At 62.3% G+C, this 12,954-nt stretch carries 10 protein-coding genes; 3 read left to right on the top strand and 7 right to left on the bottom strand.

Annotation, left to right across the window (positions count from 1 at the left end; genetic code table 11):
• Positions 1-226: 226 nt before the first annotated feature.
• Together OO12_RS26620 and OO12_RS28990 are read left to right on the top strand one after the other, a co-directional pair.
• A complete protein-coding gene (locus OO12_RS26620; protein WP_235364633.1) occupies positions 227-1,567 on the top strand; it encodes a hypothetical protein in 1,341 nt (446 codons plus the stop codon).
• A gap of 695 nt (positions 1,568-2,262) precedes the next feature.
• Positions 2,263-3,138 (top strand): hypothetical protein, encoded by an 876-nt coding sequence (locus OO12_RS28990; RefSeq protein WP_235364632.1) that lies wholly within the window; start codon positions 2,263-2,265, stop codon positions 3,136-3,138.
• Positions 3,139-3,303: 165 nt separating this feature from the next.
• Here OO12_RS28990 and OO12_RS01065 read toward each other — a convergent pair whose 3' ends face one another.
• The 6 genes from OO12_RS01065 to rplJ all read right to left on the bottom strand — a co-directional run bounded on the left by OO12_RS01065 (position 3,304) and on the right by rplJ (position 9,480).
• Entirely contained in the window at positions 3,304-6,609 is a 3,306-nt protein-coding gene (locus OO12_RS01065; RefSeq protein ID WP_034156747.1) for a TonB-dependent receptor domain-containing protein, read from the bottom strand.
• A 71-nt stretch (positions 6,610-6,680) separates the two neighbouring features.
• Positions 6,681-7,643, bottom strand: a complete 963-nt coding sequence (locus OO12_RS01060) for a FecR family protein (protein WP_034156746.1) — start codon at positions 7,641-7,643, stop codon at positions 6,681-6,683.
• A complete protein-coding gene (locus tag OO12_RS01055; RefSeq protein WP_052215381.1) occupies positions 7,640-8,212 on the bottom strand; it encodes an RNA polymerase sigma factor in 573 nt (190 codons plus the stop codon). The genes OO12_RS01060 and OO12_RS01055 overlap by 4 nt, the downstream gene beginning before the upstream one ends.
• Before the next feature lie 47 nt (positions 8,213-8,259).
• Positions 8,260-8,418 (bottom strand): hypothetical protein, encoded by a 159-nt coding sequence (locus OO12_RS28385; RefSeq protein ID WP_160296700.1) that lies wholly within the window; start codon positions 8,416-8,418, stop codon positions 8,260-8,262.
• Between the two features lie 94 nt (positions 8,419-8,512).
• Complete coding sequence (rplL, locus tag OO12_RS01050; RefSeq protein ID WP_034156745.1) at positions 8,513-8,890, bottom strand: 50S ribosomal protein L7/L12; 378 nt, start codon at positions 8,888-8,890, stop codon at positions 8,513-8,515.
• 74 nt (positions 8,891-8,964) lie between these two features.
• Complete coding sequence (gene rplJ, locus OO12_RS01045; protein ID WP_034156744.1) at positions 8,965-9,480, bottom strand: 50S ribosomal protein L10; 516 nt, start codon at positions 9,478-9,480, stop codon at positions 8,965-8,967.
• 427 nt (positions 9,481-9,907) lie between these two features.
• Between rplJ and OO12_RS01040 the strand changes: the two genes are divergently transcribed.
• A complete protein-coding gene (locus OO12_RS01040) occupies positions 9,908-12,382 on the top strand; it encodes a PhoX family protein (protein WP_034156743.1) in 2,475 nt (824 codons plus the stop codon).
• Positions 12,383-12,454: 72 nt separating this feature from the next.
• Here the strand turns inward: OO12_RS01040 and OO12_RS01035 are convergent, their stop codons facing one another.
• Positions 12,455-12,946 carry an OmpA family protein gene (locus tag OO12_RS01035; protein ID WP_052215380.1) on the bottom strand — a complete coding sequence of 164 codons (492 nt, stop codon included), beginning with the start codon at positions 12,944-12,946 and terminating at the stop codon, positions 12,455-12,457.
• Positions 12,947-12,954: the final 8 nt, after the last annotated feature.

Below are 12,954 nucleotides of genomic sequence, written 5' to 3'. Positions count from 1 at the left end.
CATCAGTATCAGTGTTTGATCTCTGTTGCTGGCGAACTAGTTCATGGTGCAATGCAATAATGCAATAAGAATATTCATTGCACGAACGGAACAATCATGCTTTTTGCTGGTCGTTCTGATGTCGAAATAGTCATTTCATCGGCTGCAATAACCCATTCAACGCAATTATGATGTTCTCATGGGCCAGAATCCGGGTTCCCTTCATTGAGTCCCCGTTATGAAAATCATGCCCCCACCGCATCGCCGCGCGTTCGCCGCGCTTGTCCCAACCCTGGTGCTGCTCGCGGCACCTGCCGTTGCGCAGGAGGTGCAGACCGCTCCGCCGGTGCAGACGGTCGCGCCGCCGCCGGTCGTTCCGACGATCACCGCAGCGCCGCCGGCGCCGGTAGCGGCGACTCCGCCCGTCGCCCAGGCGACGGCGCCTGAGCCGGTCGCTGTCGAGCCCGCCGCGGAAACGGAGGCTGCTCCTGTCACGCGCCGGACGACACGCGCCGTTCGCCAGACACGCACGGTCACCCGAACGCCCGCACCGCAGCGCGCTGCGCCGGTCGCTGCCGCACCCGCGCCTGCCGCCGTGGCCGTGCCGGCAACCACGCCACCCGTGACGACTCCCGAGGTCACGCCGGTTGCCGAAGCACCCGTCGTTGCCGCTGCGCCCGCACCGGCGCCCGAGGCTGCCGTACCCGTTGCCGATACTGCCAATGCAACCACGACGACGACCACAGAGGTCGCCCCGGTCTGGCCGTGGGTGGTCGCCGGCCTCGCCGTGCTCGCCCTATTGGGTGCACTGCTGCTGCGCCGTCGTCGTCGCGCTGCCGAAGACGTTTATTATGAAGAAGAATATGTCGAGCCTGTTGCTGAAGCGGCGCCCGCCCGGATCGAACCGGCTCGCGCCGGGCCGGTGATGTCGCCCGAGCCGCAGTTCGTGCGCGTGGCGCCGCTGGCTGCCACGCCGGTCGCCGCCGCCACGGCTGATAAGGTGGCGGATGCCGTTACGGTCGAGGCCGAACTGGCCGAACCGGAGGCGGAGGACGTCGCCGCGCTCACCGCGGGTAGCGCGCATGCGGATCGCCCATGGCTCGAATTCTCGATGCGCCCGGTTCGTGCCGGCAGCAATGCCGACGACGCGTTGGTCGAAATCGAGCTGACCGTTGGTAATTCCGGCGCGATCGCCGCCGAGGACGTCCGTATCTCGACCTTCATGTTCGCGACCGAGTTCGGCAACGAAGCCGAGATGGAGCGCCTGTTGCTTGATCGGACCGGGGAGGGCGAAGTCTCGCCCGTCACGATCAAGCCGGGCGAGGGGACGCGCGTTGACGCCACCCTGTCGTTGTCCAAGGAGGTTCTTGGCGAAGAAGCGAAGAGTTTCGTGCCGTTCGTGGTCGCGAATGCCCGTTATCGCCTGGCCGATGGCAGCGAGGGCCATACGAGCGCCTCATTCACGATCGGCATGAATGACGATGGCACCAATGACGGCAGTGGGGAGATGCGTCCGATCGCGATCCATCGTCAGCAAATGAGCGACAATATCGAAGCACGGCTGCACGGCGTTCCCGAGCACGCCTGAGTCCTGATCGTTTCGTCACGACGGGCCCGCTTCTCCTTCGGGAGGGGCGGGTTCTGTCATATGCGGCATTCACCGCCTTTGCCCCACGCCTTGCCGCGATCGCCGCGGCGGTCGTATGGCATTCGGAAATACTCGGTTAAGGCGCACCCGTGGGGATCATGACGACATTTATCGCAACGCGGCTACGCCTTTTCGCTCTGCCATTGTTTCTGACAGCGACCGCTGCCCAGGCTCAGGATAGCCAGAGACCGGCACCAGCACCGACGCTGATCCCAGGGCTCGAAGGCTTTCGTCTTCCGGGCGATCGTGCGCCACCACCGCAGTCGACGCCAACCCCCGCAGCCTCGCCGCGCACCGCGCCGCCGCCGATCGCGCGCACGGTGCCGCCGCCACGCCCTGTCGCAACGCCGACGCCGCGTGCAGCGCCGATTTCGCGCGCGGCGCCAGCGCCTCGGGCGACGCCAACGCCGCGCACGATACCGACGCCCCGGGCGATTCCGCAGACTCCGCAAGCCGCACCAACGCCGCGGGTCGAGGCGCCCGCCACGGCTCCGGCGCCTGTCGTGCAAGCTCCCGTGGCCGTTGCTCCGCCGCCAGTAACGACTCCTCCCGTCGCGGCTTCCCCGGTCGCACCGACTCCGGTCGCGACACCGACACCCGCTCCTGTCGCTTATGTCGAGCCATCCGCAGGGAATGTGCGTTGGTTTATCCTGGGTGGGATCGCAGTGATCCTGCTGGCCGGTCTTGGCTGGCTTGCGGTCTTCTTCGTTCGTCGCCGTAACTCGCCCGAGGAGCGCGAGATCGAGATCGAGGTGCTGGCCGATGACGGGGGGCTGGCCCATGCTTTCCCGCCGACCGCCACGCCGGAGCCGCGACCGGAGCCGAAACCTGAGCCGCTGAGCGAGCCGATTCAGCCGATCGTGCCGCCGGTCGTTCGGCCTCCCGAGCCGCCGCAGCCGGCACCCGAACGCGAGCCCGCACCGCTATCGCCACCAGCGGATGTGCCGCGACCACCCTCGTTCCTGCGGCCACCGCCGGCGCCGGTGGCGGTTGGCCCGCGCGCCCGGATCGAGTTGACGCTGCGCCCGGTACGTGCCGGCACGAATCTGACCAGTGCGGCCGTCGACTATGAGCTTGAGGTTCGCAACACCGGCGAGGCGTCGGCACGCGGTGTCCGGCTCGACATCCGCCTGCTCAGCGCCAGTGCGGATCAGGATGCGGTACTGACCGCATTGTTCGCTTCGCCGATCGACAAACCGCCGGTCGCGCCCTTCGATCTCGCGCCGGGCGCGGACGTGTCGCTCGGCGGCATGGCGATGCTGCCGCAGGAATTGCTCAGCATCCTGAGCGTGCAGGGCAAGGCCTTTTATGTGCCGGTGATGGCGGTCAACGCACTCTATCATTGGGAACCGGGCGAAGCGCATGGCGGCAGCGGCCAGACCGCAGCGGCCTTCATCATCGGCATCGACCGTGGTCCCGATGCGAAGATGGGACCGTTCCGCGTCGACACCGGCCCGCGCATGTTCGACGGCGTGAGCCAGCGTCCGCACACCCTGGCCATCGAGCGCTAGCCGACCCGGCGGTTAGCGATGGCGATTCAGCGGCGCTGAGGCGCTGCGTTGGTCGATGTTGAGCGGGTCGGCCATGCCTTCGACATGATCCGCAGGGTGCCCGGGGGGCTGCGGATCATGTCAATCGACGCAACGCTGGCTGGTGCTGTCTTGCCGGACCAGATTCTAGAATTTCTTCGCCACGCTGAACCCGATAATGCGTGGATCGAGCGTGAAGACATTGGTGGTCAACCCGCCGTCATCGCTGTTGGTGAAGGAATCGGTAATCGGTGCGCCGTTGAAAACATTCTTGACGTAAAGCTGAAACGTCAGGTCCGACTGGGACCGGGCCAGCGTCACAGCGAGGTTGACGTTATCCCACCCCTTCAACCGGTCATATGCGGTATTGTAGATTCGCGCATAACTCTTCGACTGGCGATAATAATCGCCGCGAAAGGTCAGATTCCAGTCATCCAGGAAGACGCTGTATTGCGCGCCGATATTGAAGGTGAGGTGCGGCGAATTGGGCAGTTCATTTCCCTCCAGGTTCGCATAGAAACCACGGCCACCATTGGGTGCCCCGCTGCCGCCCTGATCGATATTAAGGCCCACGGTGGCGGGATTATATGCCGCGAAGGGATTATAGGTGAAGTTGTAGAACAAATAATAGGGGAGTTGCCCCTGTGGCACATTGGGGTCGGGATTATAGCCACCGATCCGCGACGCCCCCGGACACAAAGCGGCAAGCCCATTAAGCTCGAGTCCGATCGGGTTGGCCAATATCTTCTCGACCAACGCGCGGGGCGCGATGCAATTGGACGGCGTTTGCAGCCAGGGACGAACCACCATCCAGTCGGGATTCCCCTGGGTCCGGTTCATCACGTCGATCGATTGTGCGCCTTTCTTCAGGCGCGTGCGCAGATAGCCGAGATTGGCGTCGATCCGGAATGCGCGCGACGGGCGCCATGCCGTCTCCAGTTCAAGGCCCCAGGTGGTCGCTCCGAAATTCTCGTTCAGCGAGATTCTGTCGACGATCTGCGAGACCTGGTAATTCTTGTAATCGTTGAAGAAGCCGGTGGCGTTGAGCGTGAACCTGCCGCCCGCGATGCTGTTCTTGGTGCCGATTTCGAAGGCGTTGACATATTCGGGCGCGAACGTCTGCGGCAGCGACTGAAATTGCACGACGGCCGGATTGAAATCGACGCGCGGCGGGTTGGTCCCTCCTCCCTTATAACCTCGTGCGGACGAGGCATAGATCAGGGTATCGTCGGTGAAGGAGAGATTCGGCTTCCAGTCGACCACCAGCCGCCCCGTTAGCGCACCCCATTTCTGATGGATGTCGGGCAGCGCGGGATAGCCGCTATTGACCCGGCCGCCGGTAATGCCGCCGGGAAAGGAAGCATCCGTTCCGCCGCCGAGCAACGTCTGGCTGGGTATCTGCGATGATATTTTGCGGTCGATCGTATAGCGTAAGCCGGCGGTGATCTTCACGTTGCTGGCGGCCTTCCAGTAAAGTTCACCGAAGAACGCCGTCGATTTCGTCCTCACGCGATTTCGACTCAGAAAATAATTATGCCCTTGATCGTTAAGCTTTCCTATTGGATTTGGGTCTGTGTAAATGCATTCGCGACCTTCATAGCCTAGAGGGCATGGCTCCGTGCTGTTGGTAAGAAACTTCCTATTGTAGAAATATTGTGCAAGTAGAGTGTAGTAATTGTTGAATACGTAGTAATCGTCTTGTGTTTTGAAATCGAGATAATTCGCGCCGACGTTGAAATTGATCGGTCCGGCGAAATCCGATTGCAGGCGTAACTCCTGTGTCCATTGACGATTGCGCGAGCGGCTGAGATCGGCCGAAACCATCCGGTCCGAACAGCCCAGTTGCTGATCGCAGAAGCGGCCGCCCGGCGTGGGCCCCGGATCGGCGATGGTGTCGATCGGGTTTCGGGTGATATCGACTTGTGATTGGGTGGAATCGTTGAACTTCGGCGCGGCGACAAAGCGGTTGTAGTCCTGCGACGAATAATACCCGTCGCGAGCATAGGCGGTTTGCGACACCAGCTTCAGCCTGTCGGTCGCCTCGAATTCCATATTGAACTGGAAGACGTCGTTCTTGGCGCGAAAAATCGGATCGTAGCTGGTCGCTATCTCGCGTAAATTACGGGATTGCACGACATCCGCATAAGGGTCACCCACCTTAACCACCGGTATGTTCTTCAAGAAAATATCGCCGGGCTGCGGCGGGAGGAAACCCAATCCTATCTGGGTAGCCAGAAAGCTGTACACCATGCTGTCGCCATTGGGCGCGCCATAGGATTTGTCGTCATAGAGGGAGACGGGCGAGCAGCCCTGACTGAGGCGTCCGCGCAAATCCAGTTCCACATTGCCGAACGGATCCACCTGCGTTCCGTCCGGCACTCTGGCGCCGCCGACGCCGGTTACCCCTGGATCGCGCGCGCAAAGCTGTTTGCCCGTGCGCGACCGATTGTCGTTCTCCTCGAAGTGCTGCCAGATCGCGCTGGCCTTGAACTGGCTGCTCGGTTCCCACGCGACCGATCCGCGAGTCGACCATAATTTGCGGTCATTGACTCGCTTCTGGGTGAAGATGTTGAAGTCATAGCCGTCGCGTCTTGTCATTGCCCCGGCGCCGCGAATGGCGAGTGTGCCGGTGATCGGCAGGTTGATCATCCCCGACAGACGGGTCGAGTTGTAATTGCCGACCTCCGCCTTGAGCAGGCCGTCGAACTCGCGGCCGGGCAGTGCGGGGATGAGGTTGACCACACCGGCGGTGGCGTTGCGGCCATAAAGCGTCCCTTGGGGCCCGCGCAGCACCTCGACTCGTTCCATGTCGAAGAATTCGGATTCGAACAGCCGGTTGCGGATCAGCGGCGTATTGTTGAACGCCACCGCCACCGCCGGATCGGACGAGGCCGACACGGCCTTGGTCCCGATCCCCCGGATGGCGATGTTGTACATGCTGAAATTGCCCTTGGAGAAGTTCATGTTGGGCACGCCGCGCAGCAATTCGGCCCCGCCTTCGATCTTCTGTTCATCGAGCGATTTGGCGCTGAACACTGAGGTCGCGATCGGCACGTCCTGCACGCGCTCCACCCGCTTTTGTGCCGTCACGATGATGTCCTTCGTGAGATCGTCGGTATCCCCGCTGTCACGCTGCGGCGCGGCGCTTGCAGCGCTTTTCCCCAGCATCACGGCGCCCCCCGCATCGCGTGTCGCGGCCAGCCCTGTCCCCGCAAGGAGTTGATCGAGCGCGTTCGTCGCCGGTAAGACTCCCTTGACGCCGCGCGTCGATTTGTCGCGGACATCGTCCGCCCGATAGATCAACTGGACTCCCGATTGTCGGATATAGGTCTTGAGCGCGGCCTTTAGGCCCCCGGCGGGAATATCGAACTGCCGGGTCTGGCCATAGGCCGGTGACGTCGCAACCAATACGCTGACGGCCACACCCAGGCCGAGCAAATTCGACTGAACCATATTCCCCCTCCAATTGCCTTATCGGCTTGTTGAAGGCTGGGACAATGCGCTGGCCTGAATCTGTAACATGCCTATTGGGAAATCGAGATCGTATCGCCGCGATTGTCGACTTTCAGGTCGTAGGTCCGATGTAACAACTGGGCGAACACTTCGATATTCCTTGCCTCGAAACTGCCGCCGATCCGTATCGAGCGGGTATCGCCGACAATCTCCAGTTGCTTGATATTGTAGCGGTTGAATTCATTGGCCGCGTCGGCAAGTGTGATCTGGTCGAAGTTCAACTTTCCGTCACGCCAGGCGAGATCGGCGTCCACCGCGTCGATCGACCGGGGCGCGGCTATGGTGGACCCCCCTTGTCCTATGATCATGTCGCCGCGCGTCAGCACGGAGGTTGATTTGGCTGACCGCACCGGCTGCTCAACATCTTCGACACGGACTCTGCCCTCCACCACGGCGACCTCGACCTGATCCCCATCACGCCGGACGGAGAATTTGGTGCCAAGGACGGTGATACGTTTCGGCCCGGCATTGATGACAAAAGGCCGCCGCACATCATGCGCCACGTCGAAATACGCTTCACCCCGGTCGAGCCAGACCTGCCGCCGGTCGTAGGCAATGCTGGCGCGCAATTGCGTCCTGGTGTTGAGTTCGATCCTGGTGCCGTCGGCGAGCGGCACATCCTCATGACCGCCGACGGCGGTTGCATAGAGCGTCGGGCGTGCTGCCGTGCTCTGGGTCGCGCGCCAGATCACGGGTGCGAGCAACAGTGCTGCCGAAGCTGTCGCCGCTGCAGGCCACCAGCGTCGTATCGCATTGCGATCATTCGCTGCGGCAGGCGATGGCGGCGAACGCAACGCCGCCATCCGCCCTACTGCCCTCCATCCCATTTCCAGTCGCCAATAGGCGACCTTGTGCTCGGCCGATTCCTCCAGCCAGGCGTCGAGGGCTTGCTGGTCGGCATGACTCCAGCCGTCCTCTGAACGGCGAAGAAGCCATCGTACAGCTATTTCCTCTGTTCGGACAGCGTTGCTCATGCCTCGGCCTCCCCGGCATCGGGGGCTTTGTGCGCCGATCGACGGACCTTGCCCGCGCCGCCCAGCATGAAATCGACCAGCGCGCGCATGCCATGGACCATCTGTTGGTCGACCGTATTCGGTGCGATCTTCAATTGTTCGGCGACCTTGCGGGTGGAAAGCCCGTCGATCCTGCGCATTCTCACGATTTCTCGGCATCGCGGCGGAAGCTGATCAAGGCCGGCCTGCACCTGTCGAAGTTCGTCACGAGCGGTCGCGTGCCTTTCCGGTGTCATGACATCCACCTCGACAACCAGAGCCTCGAGATCTGCGACGAGATCGATCGATACGATGCGGCTTCGCTTCGCCAGGTTGATCAGATGGTTGCGCGCGGCGGTGAATAGAAAGGGTTTCGGCTGAAGCGGTAGCCCCGTCTGTGCGGCACTATAGATCCGCGCATAAATCTCCTGCCGGATGTCCGCGATATCCGACTCGTTGCGCCAGTTGCGCCGGATGAAGCGGGTCAAGGCAGCTTCCTGGGGAAATATCTCGCGAAAGAACCAGGCCTTGAGCTTTTCGTCGTCCATCATGCCTGAGACAATTCGCCGCACGAAACCTTGTGTATCTCACCGCAACTTTATTTTGCGAAGCGAAAACCGATCGTGAAACTGTCTGCTTTGGGATCCATGCGCTGCATGCCGAACGTGGCGCTTCCGATATCTTCCACACCATCATCGACATAGAAAAAGGGCGGCCCCTTGGCAGGAGCCGCCCTTTTCTTGTCGCTGGCCGACATGAGCAAAGCCCATGCCCGTCGGTTGGCCAAAGGGCCGTCGGCCTTGCGGGAGTGCGGTTTAGCGTTGCCGCCAAACCGTCTCTCCCGCTGCGGCTTACTTGATCTCGACAGTCGCGCCGGCTTCTTCCAGCTGCTTCTTGATCTTCTCGGCTTCGTCCTTCGACACGCCTTCCTTGACCGCCTTGGGAGCCGACTCGACCAGCGTCTTGGCTTCGGTCAGGCCGAGCGCGGTGATCGCACGGACTTCCTTGATGACGTTGATCTTCTTGCCACCGTCGCCGGTCAGGATGACGTCGAATTCGGTCTTCTCTTCTGCTGCCGGAGCAGCTGCGCCGCCGCCACCAGCTGCCGGTGCTGCAACCGCTGCTGCGGCCGAAACGCCCCACTTCTCTTCGAGCAGCTTCGACAGTTCGGCTGCTTCAAGGACGGTCAGTTCGCTCAGCTGGTCAACCAGCGCGTTCAGGTCTGCCATGTGTATTCTCCAGTTCGGGGCTTTTGCCCCATCGGTTCAGTTCAACAATTGAGTCTCGAAAAAACGCCTGAAAATCAGGCCGCTTCCTTCTCCGCGTAGGCGGAAAGAACGCGCGCGATCTGCGCCGCGGGAGCCTGCGTGATCGTCGCCAGCTTCGTTGCCGGGGCAACGAGGAGACCAACAATCTTGGCACGCAGTTCATCCAGCGAGGGCAGCGTTGCGAGCGCCTTAACGCCGTCGACGTCGAGGGCAGTCGCACCCATCGCCCCACCAACGATTTCGAACTTGTCGTTCGTCTTCGCGAATTCGACAGCCACCTTGGCGGCTGCGACGGGGTCGATCGAGGTGGCAAGGCCTACCGGCCCGGTGAGCAATTCGCCCAGCGAGAGATAGTCGGTGCCATCGAGCGCGATCTTGGCAAGCTTGTTCTTCGAGACCTTATAGGTCGCGCCGGCGTCGCGCATCTTGTTCCTCAGCTGCGTCGATTGCGCGACGGTGAGGCCGAGATTGCGGGTGACAACCACCACGCCAACCTCGGAAAAGGTGCGGTTCAGCTCGGCGACGAGCTCGGTCTTTTGAGCGCGATCCATGCCATTCTCCACGTATCTGACCCACATGCGCAAACATGCGGGCCGGTTAAGACCGGAGGCTCGACTAACCCGGGCCTCCGGGTTGTCCGTCGATGGGGGCATGGGAACCGGCCGCTCGGGAGCGGCAGGCGAACCGGCGCGGGGCGAACCCGGCACGGTTGAAATTCCATTCCCCGTCTCGGTAGGAGATTAAGCCGGAAGCCGGCACCTACTGTCTCGGACGGTATCCCGGTACGAGCGGACTCGTGCCGGGAGAGCGGGCGCTGTTAGCGAGATGTGCGGAAAAGTCAAATTCCATGATGAACCGCAATGGCTGTCGCAAATTTGTTATCCAAGTGTCTTGGTAACGACGCGGTCCCGCAACGCTGATGACAGGTTAGGCCGACAAAGCGGCCCCGACGCCAGCAGGCGATTCAAGGGGGAAGCCATGACCGACACCATGACCGTCTATAGCGATGGCGATATCGATACCAATTTCAGCAACGCGTCACCGCATCTGAACGAACTGGTCGATTCGCGCTACTCCCGCCGCCAGGCGCTGCTCGGCGGCATCTCGGCCGCGACTGTTGCCGTGTTCGGCGGCGCAATGCTCTCGGCATGCGGATCGAGCGATCCGGGCATGGCGCCTCCCGTGACGGTATCGGCCGGCGGCAGCATTGCCACGACCTCGGGCAAAACGATCACGCTGACCGGCACTGTGACCGGGACCGCGCTGTCGAGCAGTTGGACTCAGGTCAGCGGCCCGCCTGTCACGCTGACGGTGGTCAACGCGACCACTGCTACCTTCGTCGCACCAAGCGTCGGGGCTGCGACGCCCCTGGTGTTCCGTTTCACCGGCACCAATGCGAGCAACGTCTCGACCACCGCCGATGCCACCGTCACGGTCAGTCCCGCACAACTCGGCTTTGTCGCCACGCCCAAGAGCCTGGCCGACATCGTTGCCGTGCCGACCGGTTACAGCGTCACGGTGCTGTACCGCCTCGGGGATCCGATCCTGTCCGGCGCTGGCGCCTATGCGAACGACGGTAGCGACACGATGTTCTCGCGCCGTGCCGGCGATCATCATGACGGGATGAGCTATTTCGGCCTTGCCGCATCTGGGGGCGCGCCTGATCCGACCAGCAACAGCCGCGGCGTGCTGGCGATGAACCATGAGAATATCACCCCGGCCTATCTCCATGCCGGCGGTCCGACCTCGCCCGGTGGCATCCGTCCCGAGGCCGAGGCGCTCAAGGAAATGGAATGCCATGGCGTGTCCGTGGTCGAGGTGAGCCGTGCGGGCACCACCTGGTCCTATAGCGCCAGTTCTGCGCTCAATCGCCGCGTCACGCCGCTGACGCAAATGCGTTTCAATGGGCCGGTGCGTGGTGACGCCGCGCTGAAGACGCTGTTCTCGAACGACGGGACGAGCGGGCGCGGCACGATCAACAATTGCGCCAACGGCACCATGCCTTGGAACACCTACCTGACCGCCGAGGAGAATTGGGCCGGGTATTTCAAGCGTGAGACGGGCGATGCCGCGGCACGCGGCGGGGCAGGGGCCAAGGGCAATGTCAGCCTTGCGCGCTATGGTATTTCCGAAGGTCGCGCGGGCAATTATGGCTGGGCGACGGTGGTACCGGCAGATACTGCCAGCACCATCTATGCGCGCTGGAACATCACCGCGCGCGCTGGCCTGCCCGCCGATGGCACCGGCGATTTTCGACACGAAGCGTTCCAGTTCGGCTGGATCGTCGAGATCGACCCATTCGATGCGGCTTCGACGCCGCGCAAGCGCACTGCGCTGGGTCGCATGAACCATGAGGGCTGTCAGATCGGCCGCACCGTCGCGGGCGTTCGCCCCGCCTTCTACATGGGGGACGATGCGCAGAACGAGTATATCTATAAATTCGTCTCGACCGCCGTCTGGTCAGCGGCCGACGCCACCGCAACCGATCGGCTGGCGATCGGTGACAAATATCTCGATGCGGGCACGCTCTATGTCGCCAAGTTCAACGCCGATGGTAGCGGCCAATGGCTGCCTTTGGTGTTCGGCACGGGACCGTTGACCGCGGGCAATCCGGCTTATGCCTTTTCCAGCCAGGCCGATGTGCTGATCAACGCACGCCTGGCCGGCGATGTGCTGGGCGCGACGCGGATGGATCGGCCGGAATGGACTGCGGTCAATCCGGCGACCGGCGAGATGTACTGCACGCTGACCAACAACAGTTCGCGCAACACCGGCAACACCGATGCCGCCAATCCGCGTGCCTATACCGATCCAAAGAGCACGGGAGGGCAAACCAACGGCAACGCCAATGGCCATATCATCCGGCTGCGCGAGAGCGGTGACACGTCCGAGGCGACCAGCTTTGCCTGGGACATCTATGCCTTTGGCGCAGGGAGCGATCTCGATCCGACCAATATCAACCTTTCAGGTCTGGATGCGACCAACGACTTCTCCTCGCCCGATGGCCTGTGGTTCGGACTGCCGAGCAACATCACTGGCCAGACCACGCCGATTATGTGGATCGAGACCGACGACGGCGCCTTTACCGACCAGACCAACTGCATGCTGCTGGCGGCGATCCCGGGCACACTGAACGACGGTGGCACGCGTAGTGTGACCAACACGATCGGCGGGGCGAGCGGCACTCAGGCGACGCGGATCGGCAAGGCGCCGGGCGCGACGCTGAAACGCTTCCTGGTCGGGCCGAAGGAATGCGAGATTACCGGCATCCATTCGACGCCGGACGGCAAATCGCTGTTCGTCAATATCCAGCATCCCGGCGAAAATGGCAGCGCTGCAAGTGCGAGCAGCAATTGGCCGGCCAATCAATCGGGAGCATCGGCAACCGGATCGCGGCCGCGCTCAGCGACGATCGTCATCACCCGCGATGATGGCGGGATCGTCGGTCTCTGAACCATCGGCACCAATACAAAAGGGTCGGGAGCGATCCCGGCCCTTTTCGTTTGTCCGTCGTGAGGCGGTCGATCACGGACTGGTGATCAGGATCACCACCCGGCGATTTTCGCGACGACCAGTAGCGGACGCGTTGGTCTCGATAGGAAAACGCTCGCCGAGACCGGTGGCGCGAACATTTTCGGCGACAAATCCATTGGTCGTCAGCAATGCCGCCACGGCGTCCGCGCGGCGCTTTGAGAGCTGGTCGTTATACTCAGTGGTGCCGGTCTTGTCGGTATGGCCCTCGACTTCGGCGTGCTGAATGCCGACCGAAAGCAATCGCTTGGCAATCCGTCCGATGATTTCCGTCTGGCCGGCACTAGGCTGGCTTTCGTCGGTGGCGAACAACAGCCGGTCATCGACCGTGAACTCCCAACCGCGCCCCGTCTGGACGAAATTCTCTTCCTTCAGCACCGCAAGCTGTTCAGCCGACCAGATGCTGCGTGGTTGCGGCGTCGCGCAGCCGCCCAGCAGAAGCGCCGCCATTGCCGTGAGGATGATCGATATACGTCCAAACATCATCTTAATCG

The sequence above is a fragment of the Sphingomonas sp. ERG5 genome (assembly GCF_000803065.1).
In the GTDB taxonomy this organism is placed as follows: domain Bacteria; phylum Pseudomonadota; class Alphaproteobacteria; order Sphingomonadales; family Sphingomonadaceae; genus Sphingomonas.
The sequence above is the reverse complement of the archived record's forward strand: the minus strand, read 5'-3'. Positions and strand labels throughout refer to the sequence as shown.